22 protein-coding genes and 1 pseudogene are annotated in these 24678 nt (G+C 65.5%); 9 read left to right on the top strand and 14 right to left on the bottom strand.

From position 1 onward, the window contains the following. Positions 1–167 precede the first annotated feature (167 nt). Positions 168–5075: an NAD-glutamate dehydrogenase gene (locus ACFOJE_RS15120; RefSeq protein ID WP_377815288.1), complete on the top strand. Its 4908-nt coding sequence runs from the start codon at positions 168–170 to the stop codon at positions 5073–5075. Between the two features lie 32 nt (positions 5076–5107). On the opposite strand, the gene ACFOJE_RS15125 is transcribed toward ACFOJE_RS15120, so the two are convergent. Continuing rightward, positions 5108–5443 (bottom strand): hypothetical protein, encoded by a 336-nt coding sequence (locus ACFOJE_RS15125; protein ID WP_377815289.1) that lies wholly within the window; start codon positions 5441–5443, stop codon positions 5108–5110. A gap of 131 nt (positions 5444–5574) precedes the next feature. Here ACFOJE_RS15125 and ACFOJE_RS15130 point away from each other — a divergent pair, with 131 nt between their 5' ends. Continuing rightward, positions 5575–6000 (top strand): helix-turn-helix domain-containing protein, encoded by a 426-nt coding sequence (locus tag ACFOJE_RS15130; RefSeq protein ID WP_377815291.1) that lies wholly within the window; start codon positions 5575–5577, stop codon positions 5998–6000. A 24-nt stretch (positions 6001–6024) separates the two neighbouring features. On the opposite strand, the gene ACFOJE_RS15135 is transcribed toward ACFOJE_RS15130, so the two are convergent. Both ACFOJE_RS15135 and ACFOJE_RS15140 read right to left on the bottom strand, forming a co-directional pair. Next, positions 6025–7023 carry an alpha/beta fold hydrolase gene (locus ACFOJE_RS15135; RefSeq protein WP_377815292.1) on the bottom strand — a complete coding sequence of 333 codons (999 nt, stop codon included), beginning with the start codon at positions 7021–7023 and terminating at the stop codon, positions 6025–6027. 48 nt (positions 7024–7071) lie between these two features. Then, complete coding sequence (locus tag ACFOJE_RS15140) at positions 7072–7950, bottom strand: DUF6685 family protein (protein WP_377815293.1); 879 nt, start codon at positions 7948–7950, stop codon at positions 7072–7074. Between the two features lie 227 nt (positions 7951–8177). Between ACFOJE_RS15140 and ACFOJE_RS15145 the strand changes: the two genes are divergently transcribed. Next, positions 8178–9224, top strand: a complete 1047-nt coding sequence (locus tag ACFOJE_RS15145) for a quinone-dependent dihydroorotate dehydrogenase (protein ID WP_377815294.1) — start codon at positions 8178–8180, stop codon at positions 9222–9224. An 82-nt stretch (positions 9225–9306) separates the two neighbouring features. Here ACFOJE_RS15145 and rmf read toward each other — a convergent pair whose 3' ends face one another. After that, positions 9307–9522 carry a ribosome modulation factor gene (gene rmf, locus ACFOJE_RS15150; RefSeq protein WP_377815295.1) on the bottom strand — a complete coding sequence of 72 codons (216 nt, stop codon included), beginning with the start codon at positions 9520–9522 and terminating at the stop codon, positions 9307–9309. Between the two features lie 414 nt (positions 9523–9936). On the opposite strand from rmf, the gene rlmKL reads away from it, so the two are divergent. After that, positions 9937–12117, top strand: coding sequence for a bifunctional 23S rRNA (guanine(2069)-N(7))-methyltransferase RlmK/23S rRNA (guanine(2445)-N(2))-methyltransferase RlmL (rlmKL, locus tag ACFOJE_RS15155; RefSeq protein WP_377815297.1), 2181 nt, complete (start codon positions 9937–9939; stop codon positions 12115–12117). Between the two features lie 46 nt (positions 12118–12163). On the opposite strand, the gene dacB is transcribed toward rlmKL, so the two are convergent. Next, complete coding sequence (gene dacB, locus ACFOJE_RS15160) at positions 12164–13627, bottom strand: D-alanyl-D-alanine carboxypeptidase/D-alanyl-D-alanine endopeptidase (RefSeq protein ID WP_377815299.1); 1464 nt, start codon at positions 13625–13627, stop codon at positions 12164–12166. Between the two features lie 210 nt (positions 13628–13837). On the opposite strand from dacB, the gene ACFOJE_RS15165 reads away from it, so the two are divergent. Then, positions 13838–14179, top strand: coding sequence for a YggL 50S ribosome-binding family protein (locus tag ACFOJE_RS15165; protein WP_377815301.1), 342 nt, complete (start codon positions 13838–13840; stop codon positions 14177–14179). Between the two features lie 90 nt (positions 14180–14269). Here the strand turns inward: ACFOJE_RS15165 and ACFOJE_RS15170 are convergent, their stop codons facing one another. The 5 genes from ACFOJE_RS15170 to ACFOJE_RS15190 all read right to left on the bottom strand — a co-directional run bounded on the left by ACFOJE_RS15170 (position 14270) and on the right by ACFOJE_RS15190 (position 18033). Further along, positions 14270–15346, bottom strand: a complete 1077-nt coding sequence (locus ACFOJE_RS15170; protein ID WP_377815303.1) for an FUSC family protein — start codon at positions 15344–15346, stop codon at positions 14270–14272. Between the two features lie 85 nt (positions 15347–15431). Continuing rightward, positions 15432–16763 carry a deoxyguanosinetriphosphate triphosphohydrolase gene (locus tag ACFOJE_RS15175; protein ID WP_377815305.1) on the bottom strand — a complete coding sequence of 444 codons (1332 nt, stop codon included), beginning with the start codon at positions 16761–16763 and terminating at the stop codon, positions 15432–15434. A 151-nt stretch (positions 16764–16914) separates the two neighbouring features. Next, entirely contained in the window at positions 16915–17250 is a 336-nt protein-coding gene (locus ACFOJE_RS15180) for a hypothetical protein (RefSeq protein ID WP_377815306.1), read from the bottom strand. Beyond that, a complete protein-coding gene (locus ACFOJE_RS15185; protein ID WP_377815307.1) occupies positions 17247–17630 on the bottom strand; it encodes a phage holin family protein in 384 nt (127 codons plus the stop codon). Before ACFOJE_RS15185 ends, ACFOJE_RS15180 begins: the two co-directional genes overlap by 4 nt. Before the next feature lie 13 nt (positions 17631–17643). Further along, complete coding sequence (locus ACFOJE_RS15190; RefSeq protein WP_377815308.1) at positions 17644–18033, bottom strand: DUF883 family protein; 390 nt, start codon at positions 18031–18033, stop codon at positions 17644–17646. Positions 18034–18518: 485 nt separating this feature from the next. Here ACFOJE_RS15190 and ACFOJE_RS15195 point away from each other — a divergent pair, with 485 nt between their 5' ends. Both ACFOJE_RS15195 and ACFOJE_RS15200 read left to right on the top strand, forming a co-directional pair. Next, positions 18519–19727, top strand: coding sequence for an ammonium transporter (locus tag ACFOJE_RS15195; protein WP_377815501.1), 1209 nt, complete (start codon positions 18519–18521; stop codon positions 19725–19727). A gap of 94 nt (positions 19728–19821) precedes the next feature. Continuing rightward, positions 19822–20058, top strand: a complete 237-nt coding sequence (locus ACFOJE_RS15200) for a glutaredoxin family protein (RefSeq protein WP_377815310.1) — start codon at positions 19822–19824, stop codon at positions 20056–20058. Positions 20059–20114: 56 nt separating this feature from the next. Here ACFOJE_RS15200 and ACFOJE_RS15205 read toward each other — a convergent pair whose 3' ends face one another. The 4 genes and pseudogenes from ACFOJE_RS15205 to ACFOJE_RS15220 form a co-directional block, all read right to left on the bottom strand. Beyond that, positions 20115–20615, bottom strand: a complete 501-nt coding sequence (locus ACFOJE_RS15205; protein WP_377815311.1) for a thermonuclease family protein — start codon at positions 20613–20615, stop codon at positions 20115–20117. Between the two features lie 260 nt (positions 20616–20875). After that, complete coding sequence (locus tag ACFOJE_RS15210; protein WP_377815313.1) at positions 20876–21247, bottom strand: VanZ family protein; 372 nt, start codon at positions 21245–21247, stop codon at positions 20876–20878. A 132-nt stretch (positions 21248–21379) separates the two neighbouring features. Beyond that, on the bottom strand, positions 21380–21928 hold the full coding sequence (locus ACFOJE_RS15215) for a hypothetical protein (protein WP_377815315.1): 549 nt from the start codon (positions 21926–21928) through the stop codon (positions 21380–21382). A gap of 138 nt (positions 21929–22066) precedes the next feature. After that, positions 22067–22768, bottom strand: a pseudogene (locus tag ACFOJE_RS15220) (dienelactone hydrolase family protein); the annotation flags it as partial. A gap of 315 nt (positions 22769–23083) precedes the next feature. Between ACFOJE_RS15220 and ACFOJE_RS15225 the strand changes: the two are divergent. Then, positions 23084–23242: a hypothetical protein gene (locus ACFOJE_RS15225; protein ID WP_377815317.1), complete on the top strand. Its 159-nt coding sequence runs from the start codon at positions 23084–23086 to the stop codon at positions 23240–23242. 23 nt (positions 23243–23265) lie between these two features. Beyond that, on the top strand, positions 23266–24627 hold the full coding sequence (locus tag ACFOJE_RS15230) for an OprD family outer membrane porin (RefSeq protein WP_377815318.1): 1362 nt from the start codon (positions 23266–23268) through the stop codon (positions 24625–24627). Positions 24628–24678 lie beyond the last annotated feature (51 nt).

The following is a 24678-nucleotide window of genomic DNA, read 5'->3' on the forward strand; positions in this document are numbered from 1 at the left end:
CGGCAGGTCCGGGGATGTCACTTTAATCCAACTCAAGGGTTCTAGACTAACCAGAAACGGTCCCCGTCACCGGGTCATGACACCAATGTCCATCCGGCTTCGCCGATGGTCCGGTCGAGTCGCGGGGCCAGGCATCCAGCAGAACACGGGCAGAGGGAGTGTGAGGCATGGCGTTCTTCATCGCCGACAGCAAGGCCGACTTCCATCAGCAGCTGCGTGCAGCCCTGGCGCCGCATTTCAGCGAGCAGGTGCTGCCGCAGGTGGCGCGCTTCGCCGAGCAGTTCTTCGACGTGGTCGCGCTCTACGAGCTGAACCAGCGACGGCTGGTCGATCTGGTCGGTTGCACCCTGTCGGCCTGGCGCATGTTCGAGCGCTTCGATCCGACGCGTCCCGAGGTGATGGTCTTCAACCCCGACTACGAGAAGCACGGCTGGGTCTCCACCCACAGCGTGGTGGAGGTACTGCACCTGGACATGCCGTTTCTGGTCGACTCGGTGCGTCTGGAGCTGAACCGCCGCGGCAGCAGCATCCATACGCTGCAGGGCGGGGTGTTCAGCGTGCGGCGCGACGCCTCCGGCGAGCTGCTGGAAGTCCTGCCCCGGGGCAGCCAGGGCCCGGACGTGCGCCAGGAGGCGCTGATCCTGCTGGAGATCGACCGCTGCGCCAACCTGGGCGAGCAGCACGAGCTGGAAGAGGCCCTGCAGGAGGTGCTGGACGAGGTACGCCAGGCGGTCGGCGACTTCGCGGCGATGAAGGCGCGGGTCCTGTCGCTGCTGGCCTGGCTGGACCGGGCCGGAGGCCGGGTGGACCCCGACGAACTGGCGGAGATCAAGGTGTTCCTGCAATGGCTGCACGACGACCACTTCACCTTCCTCGGCTACGAGGAGTTCCATGTGGCGGAGGCCGCCGACGGCTACGGGCGCATTTTCTACCACGAGGACTCCCTGCTCGGCCTGTCCAAGCGGCTGCGAACCGGGCTCGGCGAGGACGATCTGCGGATCGACCATCAGGCCCTGGCGTACCTGCGCGAGCCGCTGTTGCTGTCGTTTGCCAAGGCCTCGCAGACGTCGCGGATCCACCGGCCGGCCTATCCCGACTACGTCTCCCTGCGCGAAACCGACGCGGGCGGGCGGGTGGTCCGGGAGTACCGCTTCATGGGCCTGTACACCGCCCCGGTGTACAACGAGAGCGTGCGGCACATCCCCTACATCCGCCGCAAGGTGGCGGAGATCGAGCGGCGCACCGGCTTCGAGCCCGGCGGACACCTGAGCCGGGAGATGAGCCAGGTGATCGAGGTGCTGCCGCGCGACGATCTGTTCCAGACCCCCACGGACGAGCTGCTGCATACCGTGATCAGCATCGTGCAGATCCAGGAGCGCAACCAGCTGCGCCTGTTCCTGCGCCGGGATCCCTACGGACGCTTCGTCTACGCCCTGGTCTACGTGCCGCGGGACGTCTATTCCACGGAGATCCGCCTGAAGATGCAGCACCTGCTGATGGAGCGGCTGAAGGCCAGCGACTGCGAGTTCTGGACCTATTTCTCCGAGTCGATCCTGGCGCGGGTTCAGTTCATCCTGCGGGTGGCCCCGGCGGATCGGGTCGAATACGACCCGCAGCGTCTGGAGCAGGAGATGATCCAGACCTGCCGCTCCTGGAGCGACGACTACGCCAGCCTGATGGTGGAAACCTTCGGCGAGGCCCGCGGCACCAACCTGCTGGCCGATTTTCCCCAGGGCTTCCCGGCCGGCTACCGGGAGCGCTTCGTCGCCCACTCGGCGGTGGTGGACATGCGCCATCTGCTCAGCCTGAGCGACGAGCAGCCTTTGCTGATGAGCTTCTACCAGCCGCTGGTGCAGGACGACCAGCTGCTCCACGGCAAGATCTACAACCTCGACAGCCCGCTGCCGCTGTCGGACATCCTGCCGATCCTGGAGAACCTGGGTCTGAGGGTGCTCGGCGAGTTCCCCTCGCACCTGCGGCGCAAGGACGGTCGGGAGTTCTGGATCCACGACTTTTCCTTCATCTACGCCGAAGGCATGGAGGTGGACCTGCAGCAGCTCAACGACACCCTGCAGGACGCCTTCATCCACATCGTCAACGGCGACGCCGAGAACGACGCCTTCAACCGCCTGGTGCTGACCGCCGCCATGCCCTGGCGCGACGTGGCCCTGTTGCGCGCCTTCGCCCGCTACCTGAAGCAGATCCGCCTGGGCTTCGATCTCGGCTACATCGCCAGCGCGCTGCTCAACCACACCGACATCGCCAGTGCCCTGGTGCGCCTGTTCCGCACCCGTTTCTACCTGGCCCGGCGCCTGTCCGCGGAGGACTTGGAGGACAAGCTGCAGCGCCTGGAACAGGCGATCCTGGGCGCCCTGGACAAGGTCGCGGTGCTCAACGAGGACCGCATCCTGCGGCGCTACCTGGACCTGATCAAGGCCAGCCTGCGCACCAACTTCTTCCAGCCTGACGCCGACGGCCAGCCCAAGGGCTACCTCAGCGTCAAGTTCGATTCGCGGGCGATTCCGGAGATGCCGCGGCCGGTGCCCAAGTACGAGATCTTCGTCTACTCGCCGCGGGTCGAGGGCGTGCACCTGCGCGGCGGCAAGGTGGCGCGCGGCGGCGTGCGCTGGTCCGACCGCGAGGAGGACTACCGCACCGAGGTGCTCGGCCTGGTCAAGGCGCAGCAGGTGAAGAACGCGGTGATCGTGCCGGTCGGCGCCAAGGGCGGCTTCATCCCGCGCAGGCTGCCGCTCGGCGGCTCGCGCGACGAGATCCAGGCCGAGGCCGTCGCCTGCTACCGCATCTTCATCTGTGGGCTGCTCGACCTCACCGACAACCTCAAGGAAGGCGCCGTGCTGCCACCGCCGAACGTGGTGCGTCACGACGGCGACGATCCCTATCTGGTGGTGGCGGCCGACAAGGGCACCGCGAGCTTCTCCGACATCGCCAACGGCATCGCCGCCGAATACGACTTCTGGCTGGGCGACGCCTTCGCTTCCGGCGGATCGAGCGGCTACGACCACAAGAAGATGGGCATCACCGCCCGCGGCGCCTGGGTCTCGGTGCAGCGTCATTTCCGCGAGCGGGGCATCGACGTGCAGAACGATCCGATCAGCGTGATCGGCATCGGCGACATGTCCGGCGACGTGTTCGGCAACGGCCTGCTGCAATCGCGCAGCCTCAGGCTGCTGGCGGCCTTCAACCATCAGCACGTCTTCGTCGATCCCGATCCCGATCCGGCGAAGAGCTACGCCGAGCGCCAGCGTCTGTTCGAGCTGTCGCGCTCGTCCTGGGAGGACTACGATGCGGCGCTGATCTCCCCGGGCGGCGGAGTGTTCCCGCGCAGCGCCAAGAGCATCGCCATCAGCCCGCAGATGCGCGAGCGCTTCGCCATCGGCGCCGAGCGGCTGACGCCCAACGAACTGATCGGCGCGCTGCTACGGGCGCCGGTCGATCTGCTCTGGAACGGCGGCATCGGCACCTACGTGAAATCCAGCCAGGAAAGCCACGTGGACATTGGCGACAAGGCCAACGACGCGGTGCGGATCAACGGCAGCGAGCTGCGCGCGCGGGTGGTCGGCGAGGGCGGCAACCTCGGCATGAGTCAGCTCGGCCGGGTCGAATACGCCCTGGCCGGCGGCGCCTGCAATACCGACTTCATCGACAACTCCGGCGGGGTCGACTGCTCCGACCACGAGGTCAACATCAAGATCCTGCTGGGGGACGTGCTCGCCGCCGGCGACATGACCGAGAAGCAGCGCAACCAGTTGCTCGCCGAGATGACCGATGCGGTGGCCCAGCGCGTGCTGACCGACAACTACAAGCAGGCCCAGGCGCTGTCCATCGCCGAGCGCCGGGCCCGGGTGCATCCCGGCGAGTTCCGCCGGCTGATCGAGGCCCTGGAGCAGGACGGCCGGCTCGATCGGGCCCTGGAGTTCCTGCCCGGCGACGAGCAGCTGGCCGAACGCCTGGCCGCCGGCCACAGCCTGACCCGTCCGGAACTCTCGGTGCTGATCGCCTACAGCAAGATCGACCTCAAGGAGGCCCTGCTGACCTCCGCGGTGCCGAACGACGACTACCTGATCCGTGATATGGAGGGCGCCTTCCCGGCGCTGCTGGTCGACCGCTTCGGCACCCTCATGCGCAGCCACCGGCTCAAGCGCGAGATCGTCAGCACCCAGATCGCCAACGATCTGGTCAACCACATGGGCATGACCTTCGTCCAGCGCCTGAAGGAGTCCTCCGGCATGAGCGCGGCCCAGGTGGCGGCGGCCTATGTGATCGTGCGCGACATCTTCCACCTGCCGCACTGGTTCCGCCAGATCGAGGCGCTGGACCACCAGATCCCGGCCGAGCTGCAGCTGGCCCTGATGGAGGAGCTGGCCCGCCTCGGACGCCGCGCCAGCCGCTGGTTCCTGCGCAACCGTCGCAACGAGCTAAATGCCGCCCGCGACGTGGCCCACTTCGGCCCGCGGGTCGCCGCCCTCGGCATCCGGCTCAACGAACTGCTCGAAGGCGGCACCCGCGAACTCTGGCAGCTGCGCTACAAGGCCTACGTCGCGGCCGGGGTGCCGGAGCTGCTGGCGCGGATGGTCGCCGGCACCGGTTACCTGTACACCCTGCTGCCGATCCTCGAAGCCGCCGATCTCACCCGCTGCGAACCGGCGATGGTGGCCGAAACCCATTTCGCCATCGGCGGGGCGCTGGAGCTGCCCTGGTATCAGCAGCAGATCACCAACCTGCCGGTGGAGAACAACTGGCAGGCGCTGGCCAGGGAAGCGTTCCGCGACGACATGGACGCGCAGCAGCGGGCGATCACCGTCTCGGTGCTGCGGATGGAGGGCGGGCCGAAGGCGATCGATGCGCGGGTGGCGCTGTGGCTGGAGCAGCACCAGGCGATGGTCGAGCGCTGGCGGGCGATGCTCGTCGAGCTGCGCGGCGCCATCGGCACCGATTACGCCATGTTCGCCGTCGCCAATCGCGAGCTGGCGGATCTGGCCCAGAGCGCCGGCGTTGCCGGCGCCCCGCCCGACCGCTCATCGGTCAGGAGCCAGATCCAGCTCGTTCACGGTTGAGGCTTGGGGCAGAATCCGGAACGATTACCGGGTCACTGTCGTTTGGGCCGGAAGCAATGGCTGTGTTCCGGCAACCATCTGTAGAAGAAGTAGAACTCGAACAGGTTGGGTTGGATGCAATGGCATACGGCCATGTCAGGGGATGACGGCCGGAAGCTGTATTCGAGATAGCCCAGCTCGGCCATCGGCGACAACGCGTCCTGTTCCTCCGGGCTCAGCCAGACGGGTTGTCCGCGGGTCAGGTCGACGGCATGGCCGCAGAGCCTGGCCAGTGTCGCTTTGCCATTCTGTCGAGGAGTGGTCTGTCCCGGTCGGCGATTGGGCACACGTTCCAATGGCATACCGCCACATTGCCATCCTTTGTCCATACTGCTGCCTCCATGTCCTTTTATTGGAATCTTGTTATCTGGCACGGCTGTACATTCAGTTGTAGTTACTAAGTTTTAGTAGGTCAACTCGCCTTAGTGTTACTTAGTGTTATTCCAGGGATGGGATAAGCATGAACAGGAAACGCTTTCTCTTCACGACCGGCGAGCGCCTGCGTGGCCTGCGCGGACTGCTGGGCCTCAGCCGGCCCGAGTTCGCCCGGGTCGTCGGCATGTCGGCCAAGCGCCTGGAGAATATCGAGAGCGGTCGGCAGCGCATGCACGACGAGGATCTGCAGAAGGTCTGCAGCACCTTCGAGGCGTTCAGCCGCTGGCTCGTCTACGAAGGCCCGGTCGAACGCCGGCTTCCGGGGCTGAAGATCACCGATTCGGCACACAGGGCGGCCCTCTATCTGATCAAGTGCAATCCGCAGTTGCTGGAGGGCAGCGGTCTATCGTTCGAGGACTGGCAGATGCGCCATCGCGATGCGCTCCTCGAACTCGGGGAGCGCATCGAGCGCGGCGGCGACGGGGAGTCGGCCCGGGCCGGGACGGACTGATCCGCCCGCGGGTTATGGACGGGTTCAGCGTGGGGTTCCCAGCTTCTCCAGCAGGGCCTGGTGGAAGCGCTCCGGCGCCTGGATATGCGGCGAATGGCCGAGATCGGCAAAGGTCACCAGGGTCGCGTCGGGAATGCGCGCGGCGACCTCCCGGCTGATCCGCGGATAGTCGCCGAGCTTGCCGCGAATCTCCGCCGGCGCGGCGTCCTTGCCGATCGCGGTGTTGTCCTTCTCGCCGATCAGCAGCAGAGTCGGCACCTGCAGCTGGCCGAACTCGTAGTACACCGGCTGGGTGTAGACCATGTCGTAGGTCAGCGCCGAGTTCCAGGCCACGAGCTCCCGGCCGGGTCCGCGGAACATGCCGGCCTGCATCTCCACCCAGCGGTCGAATTCGGGACGCCACTGGCCGGCGTAGTAGGTGTTCTGCTGATAGGCGCGGATGCCTTCGGCGTCGGTCTTCAGCTCGCGGGCATACCACTGGTCCACGCTGCGCCAGGGCACGCCGACGGCCTTCCAGTCCTCCAGGCCGATCGGGTTGACCAGCACCAGCCGCTCCACCTGCTGCGGATAGAGCAGGGCGAAGCGGGTGGCGAGCATGCCGCCCATGGAGTGGCCCATGACGGCGTGGCGGCGGATGCCGAGGTGCTCGAGCAGGGCCCGGGTATTGGCCGCCAACTGGTGGAAGCTGTACTGGTAGTGCTCGGGCTTGCTCGATTTGCAGAAGCCGATCTGGTCCGGCGCCACCACCCGGTAGCCGGCATCGGTGAGCGCCTTGATGCTGCCCTCCCAGGTCGCCGCGCAGAAGTTCTTGCCGTGCAGCAGCACTAGGGTGTGCCCGTTGGGCTTGGCCGGCTGCACGTCCATGTAGGCCATCTGCAGCCGCTTGCCCTGGGATTCGAATTCGAAACGCTTGACCGGATGGGGATAGTCGAAGCCCTCCAGCTCCGGCCCGTAGACCGGCGCCTCGGCGGCCAGGGCCGGCAGGCCCAGGGCCAGGAATGAACAGCACAGCCAGCGCGACATCGGGACTCTCCTTGAGAGGTGTGATCGGAATGGCAGGCGCCCTCGGCTTCAGGCCGGGAGCTGGGTGGCCGCTTCCTGCTCGGCGAGGGTGGCGACCACATCCGGCGCCCCGGCTAGGCGCAACCCTTCGCCGAGGGCGTCGGCCGCCGCATGCTGGCGCGGCAGCAGGAGGAACTCCGGGGCTCCGTTCTGGCGCAGCAGGGCGAGGCGGGCATAGGGCAGGCGGTTGTCCAGCAGCAGCCCCATGAAGGCCGGGTCGCTCCAGGCCTCCACCGGCATGCCGAGCACATGGTAACGCCGCCGCAGCTCGCTCAGACCGTCGCGGCTCAGGCGATAGTGGGTCAGCTCGGCCGGGCGCACGACTTCCAGCCCGCGCCGCCGGGCGTAGACGATGGCGCAGGCCAGGGCCTGGGGATGCTGATCCCCGGCGAGGAACAGGCGGGAGCCGCGCCAGCCGGCCTGGCGCAACTGCAGGGTTCCCTCGCCGGCGAGCGCCGGCAGCGCGAGGCCGCTGGTCTTGAGGAAATCCCGGTAGCTGATGATGCGGATGTGCCGGCACTCGGGCGTCTTGCTGTAGTCCTCGAGCGAGACGTAGGCCGGCGCCAGCGGGTCACTGCCGCTCAGGCCGTCGATCCGCCGCAGATCGATGGCATCCAGATCGCGTTGCTCCTGCTCGATCACCCGCATCAGCACGGTGCGGGCGGCGGCCTTGTCGTCCTGGACCGGTCCGGAGAGGGCGTCGCGCGGCAGGTCGATCAGGCGCTGCAGGGGCGGGTCGGCCTGCCACCAGATGCTTTCCGGGACGGCGGGCAGCGGTTGGAAGGGCAGGCGCAGCGCGCGGGCTCTTGCCAGTATCTGACGCGGGACGCGGCCCGCCAGCCCCAGACGTTGAGCGAGGGCGGCGAGGGGCGAGGGCAGAAATGGCATGCGGCGGTCGGCTCGTCTATCTAACTAACGGAACAAAGGCGGCAGTGTGGCAGACCCTGTCCACCCTGGCCAGGCGCGAAGATAAAGGGGGGGCTTGCCTCAGGCAAGGGGCATGGGGGCTGGTGCCGATCCCGTCGACCTCTTCGACTATAGCGCCTCGCTTGCCCGGCACGTGCTGGCTATAATCGCCGCCTACTTTCCTGCCATTCACCGAGCTAAGCCTGCCCATGTACAACCTGGCCCGCGAGCTGCTGTTCAAACTGTCCCCGGAAACTTCCCACGAGCTGTCCATCGATCTGATCGGAGCCGGCGGTCGGCTGAACCTCGACGGTTTGCTGTGCAAGAAGCCGTCGAACCTGCCCGTGCAAGTGATGGGGCTGAACTTTCCCAATCCGGTCGGGCTCGCTGCCGGCCTGGACAAGAGCGGCGACGCCATCGACGGTTTCGCCCAGCTGGGTTTCGGCTTCCTCGAGATCGGCACCGTGACCCCCCGCCCGCAGCCGGGCAATCCGAAGCCGCGCCTGTTCCGCCTGCCGCAGGCCGAGGCGATCATCAACCGCATGGGGTTCAACAACCACGGCGTCGACTATCTGGTGGCGCGGGTCAAGGCGGCGAACTACCGCGGCGTGCTCGGCATCAATATCGGCAAGAACTTCGACACTCCGGTCGAGCGCGCGGTGGACGACTACCTGCTGTGCCTGGATAAGGTCTATGCCCACGCCAGCTACGTTACGGTCAACGTCAGCTCGCCGAACACTCCCGGCCTGCGCAGCCTGCAGTTTGGCGATTCGCTGAAGCAGCTGCTCGACGCCCTGCGCCGGCGCCAGGAGGAGCTGACCGAGCGCCATGGCCGGCGCGTGCCGCTGGCGATCAAGATCGCTCCGGACATGACCGACGAGGAAACCGCACAGGTCGCCCAGGCGCTGCTCGACGCCGGCATGGATGCGGTGATCGCCACCAACACCACCCTCGGCCGCGAGGGCGTCGAGGGCCTGCCGTACGCCCAGGAGGCGGGCGGTCTGTCCGGCGCGCCGCTACGCGAGAAGAGCACGCACATGGTCAAGGTATTGGCCGGAGAGCTGGGCGGGCGGCTGCCGATCATCGCCGTCGGCGGCATCACCGAGGGCAAGCATGCCGCCGAGAAGATCGAGGCCGGCGCCAGTCTGGTGCAGATCTATACCGGCTTCATCTACAAGGGACCGGCGCTCATCCGTCAGGCGGTGGATGGCATTGCCCAGTACAGGGTCAGCCAGCAACTGCGCGGGGGAGCATGAAGAAGGGCTCCCGAAGGAGCCCTCAGGGCCTTTGCCCGACGCCCGGGTGGGGCGTTCCTAGTTGGACTGCCGTGATCCTGGGTCAGCCTACGGCATTGAATTGGTTCAGGCGATGAATGCCGGCCGTGCCGGTCAGGCCATCCCAGTTGTCACCGCGACCCTCCCGCCAGCCGTTGATCCAGGCCTGGCGGGTCTCGGGGTGGTTGAACGGGCAGAGCTCCCGGGATTTGCCGTGAATGCCGTGCTGATAACCGCGCAGGAATGCCCTTTCCACCGGATCACGCTTGAGTCTTCTCATAGGGTGTTGCCCTCACTGTCTTGACTGTTATGTCCCATTGGCCTCATGGCGAGACCTGGCAGCTCTGGCTGCCGCGGAAACCGCTGCCGGCGTGGCGGTTCCCCTCCATCGCCATTGCGGCGACGGGCTGACCTGAGTTCTAACCAATGGCTCTGTGCCTGTGAATGATCGTTTTGTCATAACGCCTTAACTTTTGTAGTAAGCCGAACATATATGGCGCAGGCTTGGAGCCGGGAATCGGCGAGACAGCCGCGCCAGTCGGGCCTGTCCGGGATGTCGGCTCCCCCGGACGGGTGGCGCTTCGGTGCGTTTCGGCCGGCATGCGACCAAGGGTCGCCGTGTCATCTGCCGTTCTTGTCAATTCAATAGTGCTACCCAGTGGCGCGTTAACCCAGGACCTGGATGAATTTTCCCATGTCGGATCGTTACGAACTCGTTCTCACCTGCCCGAAAAGCCTCGAAGGCCTGCTCGCCGAGGAGGCGGCCGGCCTGGGGCTGACCGGTGTCCGCGAACAGGTGGCGGCGGTGCAGGGCCAGGGCGACCTGGAAACCGCCTATCGTTTGTGCCTCTGGTCGCGTCTGGCCAACCGCGTTCTGCTGGTGCTGGTACGCTTCCCGGTGGGCAACCCCGAGGAGCTGTACCAAGGAGTGCAGGCGGTCGATTGGCAGGATCATCTGCTGCCGAGCGGCAGTCTGGCGGTGGAGTTCAGCGGCCGCGGCGCAGGCATCGACAACACCCATTTCGGCGCGCTCAAGGTCAAGGACGCGATCGTCGACCAGCTGCGCCGCCTGAGCGGGCAGCGCCCCTCGGTGGACAAGCTCAACCCGGACCTGCGCGTCCATCTGCGCCTGGACCGGGGCGAGGCAGTACTGTCGCTGGATCTCTCCGGCCACAGCCTGCACCAACGCGGTTACCGCCTGCAGCAGGGCGCCGCGCCCCTGAAAGAGAACCTCGCCGCGGCGATCCTGATCCGCGCCGGCTGGCCGCGCATCGCCGCCGCCGGCGGCGCCCTGGCCGACCCCATGTGCGGGGTCGGCACCTTCCTGGTGGAGGCGGGCATGATGGCTGCCGATATCGCGCCGAACCTGCGCCGCGAGCACTGGGGCTTCTCCAACTGGCTCGGGCATGTGCCGGCGCTGTGGAAGAAACTGCACGCGCAGGCCGAGGAGCGCGCCGCGGCCGGCTTGGCCCGGCCGCCGTTGTGGATCCGCGGCTACGAGGCCGATCCGCGGCTGATCCAGCCGGCGCGCAACAACATCGAGCGCGCCGGGCTGGAGGGCTGGATCAGGGTCTACCAGGGCGAGCTGGCCACCTTCGAGCCGCGCCCGGATCGTAGCCAGACCGGCCTGGTGGTGTGCAACCCGCCCTACGGCGAGCGCCTGGGCGACGAGGCGAGCTTGCTCTATCTCTATCAGCATCTCGGCGAGCGCCTGCGTCAGGCCTGCCTGAACTGGGAGGCGGCGATCTTCACCGGCGCGCCCGAGCTGGGCAAGCGCATGGGCCTGCGCAGCCACAAGCAGTACGCCCTGTGGAACGGCGCGCTGCCCTGCAAGCTGCTGCTGTTCCGGGTGCGCCCCGAGCAGTTCGTGCTGGCCGAGCGGGGCGCCGAGGGCGCTGCCGGGCAGCAGCTGGGGACCGAGTCGGCGCGGCTCTCCGAAGGCGGGCAGATGTTCGCCAACCGTCTGCAGAAGAACCTCAAGCAGCTGGGCAAGTGGGCACGGCGCGAAGGTGTCCAGTGCTACCGCCTGTACGACGCCGACATGCCGGAGTACGCCCTGGCGGTGGATATCTACGGCGACTGGGTGCACGTGCAGGAGTACGCGCCGCCGCGCTCGATCGACCCAGAAAAGGCCCAGGCCCGCCTGCTCGACGCCCTGGCGGCGATCCCCGCTGCCTTGGGCGTGCCCGCCGACAAGGTGGTGGTCAAGCGCCGCGAGCGGCAGACCGGGACCCGCCAGTACGAGCGCCAGGGCAGCGAGGGGTGTTTCATGGAGGTGCAGGAAGGCGGGGCGAGGCTTCTGGTCAACCTCACCGACTACCTGGACACCGGCCTGTTCCTCGATCACCGGCCGCTGCGCCTGCGCATCCAGCGCGAAGCGGCCGGCAAGCGCTTCCTCAACCTGTTCTGCTATACCGCCACGGCCACCGTGCACGCGGCCAAGGGCGGGGCACGCAGCACCACCAGCGTCGACCTGTCGAAGACCTATCTGGACTGGGCGCGGCGCAACCTGGCGCTGAACGGCTTTTCCGAGAAGCAGCGGCTGGTGCAGAGCGACGTGCTGGCCTGGCTAGCGGAGGAGCGCGGGGAATTCGACCTGATCTTCATCGATCCGCCGACCTTCTCCAACTCCAAGCGCATGGAGGGCGTGTTCGACGTGCAGCGCGACCACGTGCGTCTGCTCGACCTGGCCATGGCCCATCTGGCGCCGGGCGGCGTGCTGTACTTCTCCAACAACTTCCGCAAGTTCCAGCTCGATCCGGCGCTGGCCGAGCGCTATGCCGTCGAGGAGATCAGCGGGGCCACCCTCGACCCCGACTTCGCCCGCAATCCGAAGATCCACCGGGCCTGGCGGCTGCAGGCGCGCAAGGGCTAGGAGGCTCCCGCGCAGCCTTCGTGGCTGCGCGGAAGCGTCGGGGCGATCAGCGTTGCGCCGTCTGGCTGGTCTGTTTCGGCTGCCGGTACAGATCGACCAGCACTTGGTCCAGGATCGCCGAGGCACCCCACGGACGAGGGTGATTGAGGATGGCCACCACGGCCCAGGTGTTGCCGTTGGCGTCGCGGCTGTAGCCGGCGATGGCGCGGACCGTGTTCAGGGTGCCGGTCTTTATGTGGGCCTCGCCGGCCAGGTCGGTTCGGCGCAGGCGCTTGCGCATGGTCCCGTCCATGGCCACCAGTGGCATCGAGGCGATGAACTCGGCGGCGTAGGGGCCGTCCCAGGCGGCTTTCAGGAGTGCCGCCATTTCCCGCGCGCTGACCCGCTCGGCGCGCGACAGGCCGGAGCCGTTCTCCATCACCAGATGCGGGGCGCTGATGCCCTTGCGCGCCAGCCACTGGCGGATCACCCGCTGCGCGGCCTTGGCGTCGTCGGCGTCGGCCGAGGTGCGGAATTCCGCGCCGAGGCTGAGGAACAGCTGGCGGGCCATGGTGTTGTTACTGTACTTATTGATGTCGCGGATGATCTCCACCAGATCCGGCGAGAAGGCGCGGACCAGCAGGCGGGCGTTCTTCGGTACCTCGCCCAGGCGATCCTGGCCCTGGATGGTGCCGCCCAGCTCCTGCCAGATGGCGCGCACCACGCCCGCGGCATAGGCCTGGTGATCGAGCGGTGCCAGGTAGGACTGCACGCTGCAGCCGGCCGGCAGCTTGCCGGTCACCACCATGGTGCTGCCGTCGAACTGCTTGACCAGGTTGTAGCGGACGTCCGGGAAGTCCGGGCATTTGCCCGCCGGCAGCGCCTTGACCTGGTTGTCGATGCGCATCCCGGCGATCGGCGGCTCCACGGAGACGCTCACCTTGCCCGGCTCGCCCCGGGCGATGAAGCGCATCGCCTTGAGGTTGATCAGCAGCGAATCCGGCTCGACCAGGAAGGGTTTGTCGTCGTCCCCGCCGTCATCATTGAACTGCGGCAGTTCCGGCTGGACGAAATGGCTGCGGTCGAGCACCAGATCGCCCTTGACCTCGCGTACGCCGTTGGCGCGCAGGTCGCGCATCAGCAGCCAGAGCTTTTCCATGTTCAGCTTGGGATCGCCGCCGCCTTTCAGGTACAGGTTGCCGTTGAGCACGCCGTCCTTCAGTTGGCCGTCGGTGTGGAACTCGGTCTTCCACTGGTGGGTCGGGCCGAGCAGTTCGAGGGCGGCATAGGTGGTGACCAGCTTCATGGTGGACGCCGGGTTCACCGATACGTCGGCATTGACGAAGTTGGACGTGCCGGGGCCGTTGAGCGGCACCACCGCCAGGGACAGCGCGTTGGTGTCGATCTTGCTGGCCTTCAGGGCCTTCTCGATGTTCGCGGGTATCGCGGCGTTGGCCGGACTCACGGCTGCGGAAAGGGCCAGAGGCAGCAGGAGGCTGGCGATGGCGAGCCGGCGAAAGAATGAGATCATGAACGATGCCCCTCCGACTGAGGGCTGAAAAGGAAGCGAAACACAGGCGATCCCCTGGCTGCTAGCGGGATGGACACCATTATGCCCGAGCGCTCCGCGAAATGTGATCGGCTGCGCAGGCGTCGGGAATCGCTGATCGGCCATATTCGTGCGCAGTTCTGCCGACGAACTGATAGAGTGCCGGCCCTTTCATTCATCGAGGATTACGACATGGCTACCAACCGCTCCCGCCGTCTGCGCAAGAAGCTCTGCGTGGGCGAGTTCCAGGAACTCGGCTTCGAATTGAACCTGGTCTTCCAGGAGGGCTTGGACGACGAAGCCGTCGACAACTTTCTCCAGCAGTTCCTGAACGAGGCGATCCGGGCCAATGGTCTGGATTTCGTCGGTGCGGAGGATTTCGGCTTCGTCTGCCTGGGCAAGCGCGGATCGGTCAGCGAGGAGCAGCGGGCCCAGGTCGAGGCCTGGCTGCGCAATCGCAAGGAGCTGCGCGAGGCGTCGGTCAGCCCTCTGCTGGATGTCTGGTATCCGGAAAACCCGGTCAACCCGGCATGATGCGATCGGGCGTCAGGTCCGTCTGGGAGATCTGACGCGATCGGAGATAGGCCCGGGCGTTCCGCAACGCACGGGCCTCATGTCCTGGGCTCAGGGTTGGCTATCGGTCCTGGGCTGGGCGACAGCGGCCAGCCGGCTGGCCCGGCGCAGCATCAGCAGGTGCACGCCGTAGACCAGCAGGGCGACCAGCAGCGCCAGGGCCACGCCGATCATGCTGTTGATCAGGCGCCACTGGTACTGCTCCCAGTCGCGGGCCAGGCTTTCGGTCAGCAGGACGAAGCAGAAGGTCATCTGCATCACGAAGAAGCCGTAGTCCTTCATCTGGAAGGCCCGGTTGAGCAGGATTAGCGGCAGCACGATCATCACCATCTGCGGCGGACTCTGCAGAGTATGCCCGATCAGTACCAGCAGGCCGGCCGCGAGCAGGCCGGCGAGGGCGACCTGGAGCTTGCGCAGCAGTTCGTCGGTGAAGTCCATCTGCAGGCTGGCGACCAGGGCCAGGCTCAGCCAGTAACCGCGGGGCAAGTGCGCTAGGTTGACGATCAGGCCGGCGAGAGCGCAGGCCAGGGTGCAGCCGAGGGCGTACATCCGCCACTCTTGCCGGGGCAGGCGGCTGGCATGGCGTCTCAGCACCTTCAGCACGCTGAACAGACGCGGCATGTACGGCCACATACGCAGACCGTGCAGTCCGCGCAGACCGAAGGCGAGCAGGGCGACCCAGAGCCCGCCGAGGGTGAAGAGCATGGCCACCGCATAGGGATTCGGGATATTGCCGAGGCTCTGCTGGCCCTGCCCCAGGCAGAGGCAGACCAGCATGCTGATGCCGAGCTTGCCGGTTTCGCTGCCGAACCGCTGGAACCAGGCGAGCAGCAGGCCGCCCGAGGCGAACACCAGCAGACTGGTCAGCGGATCGGGAGCGGACCAGAAGCCCAGGCCGACGCTGGTGGCGCCGAGGACGATGAGCAACAGCATGCGCAGCATGCCGAAGCGATGCAGGGGATTGGATTGCGCGGCCTGGAAGGCGCCAATGGAGGCCCAGAGAAAGCCGGAGTGGCCGCTGAACAGCCCGAGCAGCAGCGGCAATGCGCAACCGAGTGTGGCCACCATGGCGGTTCCCCAGAAGGGGTGGATCTTCCATTGCTTGAGGTGGGGTAAAAGCCGGCGCATTGTCCTGCGCACTCTCCAATTCTCGAATCGAACAAACGCTGCGCATGGGCCGGATTGGCGCTAATCGATAGCGCCTGGGCGATCGTCACAACGGCTTGGACAGCCCTGTCATTTCCCGAGCCATTTCCGTGGCATAGCTGTCGGTCATTCCTGCGATGTAGTCGATCATGCGCAGGAACGCATCATACAGCGGCAACTGGGGATCGGGTGCATTATTGCCGAGCAGATCGAGGATGCGCCGGTTCTTGAAGGAAGGCCGCCGTCCGCCGTGCTGTTCCAGTGCGGCACCGCAGAAGGCATTGAGGAGAATCTCCAGGGTGGTATAGGCGCCGATCTCGTGCAGAGTCTTGCGCTTGTCATGGAAGATCTTCTCGCGTGCGATGCGCTTGGCCTGCAGTACGCAGCGCTTGGCCGGTCCGTGCATGTGCTCGACCAGATCGCCAGCCAGGGTACCCGCGAGCAGCGAGTCCTGCTGTTCGACGAAAGCACGGGCCGCGGCGTTGGTCAGGTGCTCGATGGCCTTGCCGCGCAGGATGGCCAGCTTGCGCCGCTTGGAGTCGTGCGGGCCGAGCTGGCGGTAGGTATCCGGCAGGTCGTCGCCGACCAGGCCGAGGAGCAGGGACTCGACTTCGGCGTATTCCAGCAGCTCCATCTCCAAGCCGTCCTCGAGATCGATCAGGGCGTAGCAGATGTCGTCGGCCGCCTCCATCAGGTAGACCAGCGGATGCCGGGCCCAGCGCTGCTCGTCCACCTGTGGCAGGCCGAGCTTGCGGGCGATCTGCTCGAGCAGGGGCAGTTCGCTCTGGTAGCAGCCGAACTTCTGCTTCTTGTAGCCCAGCGCCTCGGCATGGCGCGAGGCCCAGGGATACTTGAGGTAGGCGCCGAGGGTGGCGTAGGTGAGGCGGGTGCCGCCGTCGAACTGGTGGTATTCCAGTTGGGTGAGGACGCGAAACCCCTGGGCATTGCCCTCGAAATGTAGGAAGTCGTCACGCTCGGCATCGCTCATCGCGTCCAGCCAGCCGCGCCCGGCGGCCTGCTGGAACCAGTAGCGGATGGCGTCTTCGCCCGAGTGGCCGAAGGGCGGATTGCCGATGTCGTGAGCCAGGCACGCGGACTGGACGATCATGCCGAGGTCGTCGGGGTCGCACCACTCCGGCAGGGCATCGCGCAGCACCTCGCCGACCCGCATGCCCAGCGAGCGGCCGACGCAGCTCACCTCCAGGGAGTGGGTGAGGCGCGTGTGGATATGGTCGTTGCTGGAGACCGGGTGGACCTGGGTCTTGCGTCCCAGGCGGCGGAAGGCGCCGGAGAAGATGATGCGGTCGTGATCCTTGTGAAAGGGGCTACGCCCCAGTTCGTCGACGCTGTGTACCGATTTGCCCAGGCGTTCCCGGGTCAATAGAGTCTGCCAGTCCAAAGCCACATCTCCTCACAATCGAACGGCCGTCGCTGCGGCCGGGGGCGAACCACTGGATTGGCGCCTCGCCGTCTTCGCATGCGCTCGACGACGCAAATGCATGATCCGTTCCGCATCCTTGTCGGCTCTTCCGCCGCCGTCAAGCTCGGGATCAGCGGGTCTTCTCCTTCTCTTGTACCCGTTCCTCCGGACGCTGTTTCAGGTGGGCGCCGATCAGCGGATATACCGCCAGCGCGAAGCGGGCCAGCTTGCCGACTCGCCCCAGGCGACTGCCGAGCAGGGTCAGCAGCAAGGCACCGCCCAGGGCGAGCGGCGTCTTTTTATCGTTCGCGGCGCTGCCCGGAGCGAGCAGATGGCGGATCTGCTGCAGGGGATGGCGCAGGGGCTCGGAGTGGTAGTGCAACTGCTGGCGATGCATCTCCATGCGCAGGCGTACCAGCTCCTTGCGCAGATCCAGGCGGGTCGGTCGAGACGTGGGCAGACTCATGGCAGCAGCTCCCGGTTGCGCGCCAGCTCTTCCAGCGAAGCCTGGAAGGGGGAGGTGTCGCGCCGCGCCAGCCTCAGCGTGCGCACGCCGCACAGCAGCAGGGCCAGGCCGTAGACCAGGCAGAGGCCGAGGACTGCCGTCAGCCGATGGGTGTCCCAGAAGGCGATGAGCACGGCGGCGGAAACGCCCAGCAGGGTCAGCAGGCCGAAGACCAGGCTGAGTCCGGCGAACAGGAACAGCCTGAGAGCGTGTTCTTTCTCTTCCTGGAACTCGAGTCCCAGCAGCTCCAGGTGGCCCTGCAGCAATCCGACGAAGGCTCCGCCCAGGCGTTTGAGGGATGGCCTGACGGCTTCGTCGGCAGGCATCGATGAAGCATCCATTCGCAACTCCCGTTCAACGGCGTCCTAGCAGCAGACCGAGCAGAAGACCGGCTCCGGTGGCGATGCCCACCGAGCGCCAGGGATGCGCATGCACGTATTCCTCGGTCGCCTCGAGCACTTCCTGCCCCCGCTCGTACAGACGGCCCTGGCTGTCCTTGAGCACTTCCCGGGCGCGGGTCAGGTTGTCGTTGATTTTCGCCCGTACTTCGTCCGCCTGGCTGCCGGTCACTTCCGCCGTGTGCTTGAGCAGGCGTTCGGTGTCGTCGATCAGCGCATGGAACTCGTCGATCAGCGCCTGCTGGGCAATGCGCAGGTTGCGCTTGTGCTGAGAGATTTCCGCTTGCGGGGCAGTGCCGTAGAGGTCGGCGGCTTCCGGCGGATTCTGCGTGCTTTCCATGGTCATGCTGCGTGTTCCTCGTTCTCGGGGCGGCGACGGTTCGTTCGTCGGAAACGGTTCTATTCGGGAGCGGGGCTTAAGTTGGTGCCAGCGCATCCGGCTTCACGGTCAAGCATGCGCAAGACCGCCTATCAGAAGAGACTCGATCGGCACTTTTTTCAATAGGCTAGTCGAGTTTCGGGCATCGCTGCCAGATCGTAATTCCGGGTAGTGAGGTTAGGCTTGGTACGGGTATTGCATCTTTATGGTGCCGGATTTGTCCGGTGCGCCCTTTCATTGGGCGCGATAGGAGCTATCCATTCTGCGACGGTTTTACCTATCTTATTGAAATTCAAAGGGAAAATTTCACGTTGAATTTCTCTCCCATTGCACTGAGCAGCCTCTGAAACGTAACGCGTCAAATCGTGTGTTCTAAGTTGCCTTATCTTGGTGCCTTGTTACTAGGTCATGGATGGTTTTGGTGCAATCTCTGCCGAGGTCGACAAATCCAGATGGAAAACCTTACCAGTGCCGTCGAATCCCTGGTTCACGGTTCCAATACCCTGTTCATCCTGCTCGGTGCCGTTATGGTTCTGGCCATGCACGCCGGTTTCGCTTTTCTCGAAGTGGGGACGGTGCGGCAGAAGAATCAGGTGAACGCGCTGTCCAAGATTCTCAGCGATTTCGCTGTTTCCGCCCTGGCATATTTCTTCGTCGGCTACTGGGTAGCCTACGGGGTGACTTTCCTTTCGCCGGCCACGGCCCTGACTGCGGACAACGGCTACGCGCTGGTCAAGTTTTTCTTTCTGCTCACCTTCGCCGCGGCGATTCCCGCGATCATCTCCGGCGGCATCGCCGAGCGCTCCAAGTTCTATCCCCAGCTGTGCGCGACCCTGATGATCGTGGCCTTCGTCTATCCCTTCTTCGAGGGGATGATCTGGAATGGCAATTTCGGTCTGCAGGACTGGCTGAAGAGCAGCTTTGGTGCATCCTTCCATGACTTCGCCGGCTCGGTGGTGGTGCATGCGGTTGGCGGCTGGCTAGCTTTGGGGGCAGTGACCTTGCTCGGGCAGCGCAACGGCCGCTATCGCGACGGCCGCCTGATGGCATTCGCGCCGTCGAACATCCCCTTCCTGGCTCTGGGGTCGTGGATCCTCATCGTCGGCTGGTTCGGCTTCAACGTGATGAGTTCCCAGGCCATAGAGGGCATCAGCGGGCTGGTCGCGGTCAATTCGCTGATGGCCATGGTCGGGGGAACGGCCTCGGCGCTTCTGATCGGGCGCAATGACCCGGGGTTCCTGCATAACGGCCCCCTGGCCGGTCTGGTCGCCGTCTGCGCCGGCTCCGATCTGATGCATCCACTCGGCGCTCTGGCTACAGGGACGGTGGCCGGTGCGCTGTTCGTCTGGGCCTTCACTGCCACCCAGAACAAATGGAAGCTCGACGACGTACTCGGCGTGTGGCCGCTGCATGGCCTGTGCGGGCTGTGGGGCGGCATCGCCTGCGGCATCTTCGGGCAGCAGGCTCTGGGGGGCATCGGTGGCGTGAGTCTGCTGAGCCAGATGGTCGGTTCGGCACTGGGCGTGATGGTGGCCTTGGCCGGCGGCTTCGCGGTTTACGGTCTGCTCAAGAAGCTGGTGGGCATCCGTTTGAGCGCCGAAGAGGAATTCAACGGCGCCGATCTTTCCGTGCACCGGATCGTTGCCACCAGCAACGACTGACGCATCATCAGGGGAAGCATGCCGGCGCTTCTCAGTGAACCGCTGGCGTGCGTGCTAGACTCCCTGCCTTCTCAAGTCTGAGGAGGCTTTCTCCATGCTTCCCGAGTGCCAACTGTTCGGGACCCTGGGCTGCCACTTGTGCGAGATGGCCGAGGCGCTGCTGATGCCCTTCGTCGAGCACGGTCTGCTGGTGGAGCTGGTCGACATCGCCGAGGACGAGCGCTGGGTGGAGGCCTACGGGCTGCGCATCCCCGTGCTCCGTCGTCTGGACAGCAACGCGGAGCTGGACTGGCCATTCGACGCGGAACAGGTCGTGGCCTTCCTGAAATAGCGGGCAGCCCTATCAGCAGCCCTCGCTGCCGGGCGGGACGGCCGCAGCCGCCGACATCACGGCTGGCTCTTCTGGCTCAGGCTGGAGGCCCGGCTCTTGCGCCACAGCCAGGGTTCGACGATATCGCTCTGAGGCTGGCTCCAGAGGCCGCGTTTGGCCGATTTGGCCTCGGCTTCCAGCTGGGGGAGCGCCGAATCGCGGTTGAATTCGGAATACACCCAGGCGGCGCCCAGCTTGACCATTTCTGCGTTGACATCGAGGTCCCTGGTGCGGACGCGGGCGATCCTCGCGCCGTAGCGCGATTGCTCGACGACTTCGAAATCGACGTTCCGGTTGTAGACCAGTCGGAACAGCTGCGACCGCGCCTGCGGCCCGTAGCCTTGGGACATTTCCGGGGCGTCGATATCGGCGAGGCGGAGCTTCAGGCGTTGTTCCTGCGGGGTCAGGCAGAGCAGGCTGTCGCCATCCGGCACGTCGATGACCTTGCAGGTCCTGTCGGCGGCCCAGGCGGTGGCTCCACTGAAGAAAACGGCGGCACATATGACGAGTGGCTTCATTCCTTTGCGCGCGAGAATCCCTGCGTTCCGTGGCAGGGAGGGATAGCACATCACGCATGGCGTGATCCGGCTCTCGCTTCCTCCTTGGTTTCGGCGCTATCTCCGGTTGACAGATAATTGCAGCCATTTCCTGCATGGCTTTATTTTTTTGTGGTCTTTCTCATTCTATTGTTTTTCTTGTCCTCGCGCCTGGCTGGCTTCGGCCAGGGCTCACGGGCGACTCTGGCATTGAATGAGGGCGGGACACTTCTGTCCAGAGGTCAAAATTGGGAATGTACGGGATCTCTACGGCGCTTGATCCACATGCCGCCTGATGCTATGAGGCAGCCGAGCAGGATGCCCAAGGTATCGGCGAGCAGGTCCTCGATATCGGCGCTGCGATAGCCGGTCATCGCTTGCAGCACTTCGATCAGCAGCCCGTATCCCAGCAGGCCGAGCGGCAGGAGAAGCCGCCGTCCCGGGTAGGACAGGCGTCCGAGAAGGGCGAGGACGGCGAAGGCGAGCAGGTGGTTGCTCTTGTCCCAGCCCGTACCGAGCGAAGGGTCGGGATCCTTCGTCAGGGACAGGATCAGAACGATGGCCAGGCATATCCAGAACGCCAGGCGCGTCAGCAGCGCGAATAGTCGAAGCATTGCGGCGATCCCTACCGGCAATTCCTTTTGGGGGATCTCCTGCCCGAGCCCCGGAGGCGCGGTCTCGAGGCAGGAGAGGTTCCGCCCGCCGGCTGCCCTATAGCACCCGCGTCTGCGGGGGAGATGGTCAGTCTAGGCCGTCGGCCGGGAGGCTTCCTCCTGTTCGGCGCGCAGCGATTCGTAGGCCGGTGCGGCGTAGATGCCCACGTCGACCGCCAGCTTCAGGACATCCTCGAGATCGCAGGTATACACCAGCACGGCCTGCAGTTCGTCGTCCAGCGGTTCGCTGAAGTCCACCAGCACATAGCCGCCCTTCTCCGGATACAGACTGCTCAGCTGGACCTGGATGCGATTGAGCGCCTTGATCGGCTCGACCTTGGCCAGTTGCTTGGACTTGAGCACGAAGGAGACGTCCTGGCCGAACGAGTCGACGATCTGCTGGAACAGTTCCTCGTAGGTGTCCGCCTGGAACAGCACGGTCTCCGGCAGGCTGCCGACCACTACCCATTCGCCCAGGGGAATGGGGAAGCTGTCGTCGTAGTTGATATCGGGATTGGTCGCGAGGAAGGCTTGCGGATCGGCATAGGCCTGCGCCGCTTCTTCGGCGATCCGTGCGATCTCCTCCTCGCCCATGCAGCCCGAGCTGATTTTGCGGATGAGTTCCAGAAGTTGCTCTTTCATGGGATACCTCGACGAGGAGCAGGGCAGTCGTGCCCGGACCTCAAGGGCCCGGGCTGCCGAAACGGGACGGCAATTCTAGCACTGCGGCAGCCGTTCCGGCCGCCGGCTCTGTGCGAGGATGGGGCCTCGAAGCCCTCAGCCGATGGAGCGGCGCAAGGCGGCGATGCTGCGCTCGTGGGCGAGTTCGGCCGCGGCCTGCTCGTAGTGCATGCCGCCGACCCGGGCGAAGGCGTGGTCGCAGCCGGGATAGACGTACAGCTCCATATCCGGCCGGCCGCCCAGGCCGGCGAGGATGGCCGCACGTGCCTCGGCCGGGCAGAAGGGGTCGGCTTCGGCGATGTGCAGCACCAGGCGTCCCCGGATGTTGGCGGCTTCCGCGAGCAGATGCTCGATGCCGACGCCGTAGTAGCCCACCGAGCAGGCGACGCCAGTGCGGGCGGCGGTCAGGTAGGCGAGCTTGCCGCCGAGGCAGAAGCCGACGAAGCCGGCGCCGGCCGCGGCGTCCACTTCGGGCAGGCGGGCTGCTGCGGCGAGGGTGGCGGCGATGTCCTCGACGCCCTTGTCCACATCGAATTGCCCGAACAGCTCGAATGCCTTTTCCCGATCCGCGCCTTCGTAACCCAGCTGTACGCCCGACTCCAGGCGCCAGAACAGATCGGGGGCGATGGCGACATAGCCTTCCTCGGCATAGCGGTCGGCCACCGAGCGGATGTTGGCGTTCACGCCGAATATTTCCTGGCCGATGACCACGGCCGGCCCGCGGCCGCTCTCGGGCAGGGCGACGTAGGCGTTGAACTGGCCGCTGCCATCGCTGGCGTTGATCTGCAGGGTGGAAGCCATCGGTTTCTCCTTCATTAAAAAAAGCGAATGCCTGGGTGGATGAAGCGGGCGGGCAGGCTCACGGGCGGAGCCGGGCCGCTGCACATAGTTTCCCCCAGGTTGGCCCGGCTGCGTTTCGATTTCGCTATCTCTTTGAATGTCCGGCGAAAGAGTTACAGGCGAGCCCTGTGCCGGCTATCCGCAAAAAAGTTCCCTCGTCATAAAACCTTCATCTTCGAGAAATTCTCTTGAAATGAGATCTCGACAAGATGCCCCTCCAACAAACGTACCAACACCCAGAGCTCTTCTAATCAAATTAAAAGGGGAAATTCCTTGATGATCCGCAAGCAGTCCGCTGGCCTGATCGCCAGCGTCTCGGCTCCGGCCATCACGAGCCGGGCTTACGCAGGCTCCATCGTCGCTATCGATCGTGTTGAAAAGGAATTCAGTCTGCTGGCTGGGTGCGTGATCAACCACAACTGGGATGCAATCTGATGATCCGTCGGGAAAAGCGCGTGATGAAGAAGTCCACTCTGACCCTGGCGGTGATGGCTGGCGCCCTGGGACTCCCCCTGACTGCCGAGCAGGCCAGTGCCGCTCCGGCTTTCGTCGACGATGTGATGGGGTCTTCCTTCTTCAAGGACAGCAAGGCCACCCTGGGCCTGCGGAACTTCTACGTCAACGAGGATACCCGCCATGCCGGTCCGGGTGGTGCCCAGACGGCCAGCGACTGGGGCCAGGGCTTCGCTCTGAAGTACCAGTCCGGTTTCACCGAGGGGCCGGTCGGCTTCGGTGTCGACGCGCTGGGCCTATGGGCCGTGCGTCTGAGCGGTGGCGGCAACGGCCCGGGCGGCGATGTTCGCCCGGCTTCCTTCCCGAGCGACAGCGGTGCGCCTGTCGATCAGTTCGGCAGCTTCGGCCTCACCGGCAAGGTGCGCGTTTCCAAGACCATCGGCGAATACGGCACCCTGACCCCCAACCTGCCGGTCATCCAGACCACCGACAGCCGTATCCTGACCCAGACCTTCAACGGCGGGCAGATCACCTCCAAGGAGATCGACAACCTGACCCTGGTCGGCGGTCGCATCGACCACACGAAGACCCGCGCCTCCAGCGACATGGTCGGCTTCGGTCTGCCGGGCACCTATAACTCCCGTGCCGACAGCAACGAGTTCTACTACGGCGGCGGCGACTACAAGGTCACCAAGGACCTGTTGGTGCAGTACTACTACGCCAACATGAAGAACTACTACAACCAGCACTTCGCCGGTCTGGTTCACAACTGGGGACTGCCGGTCGGCAAGCTGACTACCGACCTGCGCTTCTTCCACAGCACCTCGGACGGCCAGAACAGCAACTCCACCAGCCGTAACGACTACGGCAGCCGCGGCTACTACGGCAACGGCCGCCAGTTCGGCAAGGTCGACAACGATGCCTACAGCGCGATGTTCACCTACAGCCTGAAGGGCCACTCGCTGAGCGCCGGTTATCAGGTGCTCACCGGCAAGAGCGATTTCCCCTTCATCGACGCCGGCGACGGCAACACCGCCTACCTGATCACCAACGCGCTGGTGGGGCGCTTCCAGCACGCCGGCGAGCGTACCTGGCTGGCCCAGTACGCCTACGACTTCGCCAATATCGGCCTGCCGGGCCTGAGGGCGTCGGCGGTCTACCTGCAAGGTAATGGCATCGACTCCGCCCGCGGCAATCTGAGCCAGCACGAGACCAACGTCCGCCTGGATTACGTGATCCAGTCCGGCATGCTCAAGGGCCTGGGCTTCACCTACCGCGGCGGTATCCTCCGCGGTCAGAACATCCCCGGCGATGCCGATCGGGATCACAACCGTCTGATCGTCAGCTACAGCATCCCGCTGCTCTGATCCTCCGGCGAGAGCGGAGCCACGCCACGGGCTCCGTTCGCGCAGACAGCT

Origin of the sequence: Azotobacter bryophylli (assembly GCF_042643485.1) — a bacterium.
Classification (GTDB): Bacteria; Pseudomonadota; Gammaproteobacteria; order Pseudomonadales; family Pseudomonadaceae; genus Azotobacter; species Azotobacter bryophylli.

Coding starts and splice junctions, on each gene's coding strand:
- ACFOJE_RS15120 (WP_377815288.1), top strand. CDS start 168: ATGGCGTTCTTCATCGCCGACAGCAAGGCCGACTTCCATCAGCAGCTG.
- ACFOJE_RS15125 (WP_377815289.1), bottom strand. CDS start 5,443: ATGGACAAAGGATGGCAATGTGGCGGTATGCCATTGGAACGTGTGCCC.
- ACFOJE_RS15130 (WP_377815291.1), top strand. CDS start 5,575: ATGAACAGGAAACGCTTTCTCTTCACGACCGGCGAGCGCCTGCGTGGC.
- ACFOJE_RS15135 (WP_377815292.1), bottom strand. CDS start 7,023: ATGTCGCGCTGGCTGTGCTGTTCATTCCTGGCCCTGGGCCTGCCGGCC.
- ACFOJE_RS15140 (WP_377815293.1), bottom strand. CDS start 7,950: ATGCCATTTCTGCCCTCGCCCCTCGCCGCCCTCGCTCAACGTCTGGGG.
- ACFOJE_RS15145 (WP_377815294.1), top strand. CDS start 8,178: ATGTACAACCTGGCCCGCGAGCTGCTGTTCAAACTGTCCCCGGAAACT.
- rmf (WP_377815295.1), bottom strand. CDS start 9,522: ATGAGAAGACTCAAGCGTGATCCGGTGGAAAGGGCATTCCTGCGCGGT.
- rlmKL (WP_377815297.1), top strand. CDS start 9,937: ATGTCGGATCGTTACGAACTCGTTCTCACCTGCCCGAAAAGCCTCGAA.
- dacB (WP_377815299.1), bottom strand. CDS start 13,627: ATGATCTCATTCTTTCGCCGGCTCGCCATCGCCAGCCTCCTGCTGCCT.
- ACFOJE_RS15165 (WP_377815301.1), top strand. CDS start 13,838: ATGGCTACCAACCGCTCCCGCCGTCTGCGCAAGAAGCTCTGCGTGGGC.
- ACFOJE_RS15170 (WP_377815303.1), bottom strand. CDS start 15,346: ATGCGCCGGCTTTTACCCCACCTCAAGCAATGGAAGATCCACCCCTTC.
- ACFOJE_RS15180 (WP_377815306.1), bottom strand. CDS start 17,250: ATGAGTCTGCCCACGTCTCGACCGACCCGCCTGGATCTGCGCAAGGAG.
- ACFOJE_RS15185 (WP_377815307.1), bottom strand. CDS start 17,630: ATGGATGCTTCATCGATGCCTGCCGACGAAGCCGTCAGGCCATCCCTC.
- ACFOJE_RS15190 (WP_377815308.1), bottom strand. CDS start 18,033: ATGACCATGGAAAGCACGCAGAATCCGCCGGAAGCCGCCGACCTCTAC.
- ACFOJE_RS15195 (WP_377815501.1), top strand. CDS start 18,519: ATGGAAAACCTTACCAGTGCCGTCGAATCCCTGGTTCACGGTTCCAAT.
- ACFOJE_RS15200 (WP_377815310.1), top strand. CDS start 19,822: ATGCTTCCCGAGTGCCAACTGTTCGGGACCCTGGGCTGCCACTTGTGC.
- ACFOJE_RS15205 (WP_377815311.1), bottom strand. CDS start 20,615: ATGAAGCCACTCGTCATATGTGCCGCCGTTTTCTTCAGTGGAGCCACC.
- ACFOJE_RS15210 (WP_377815313.1), bottom strand. CDS start 21,247: ATGCTTCGACTATTCGCGCTGCTGACGCGCCTGGCGTTCTGGATATGC.
- ACFOJE_RS15215 (WP_377815315.1), bottom strand. CDS start 21,928: ATGAAAGAGCAACTTCTGGAACTCATCCGCAAAATCAGCTCGGGCTGC.
- ACFOJE_RS15225 (WP_377815317.1), top strand. CDS start 23,084: ATGATCCGCAAGCAGTCCGCTGGCCTGATCGCCAGCGTCTCGGCTCCG.
- ACFOJE_RS15230 (WP_377815318.1), top strand. CDS start 23,266: ATGAAGAAGTCCACTCTGACCCTGGCGGTGATGGCTGGCGCCCTGGGA.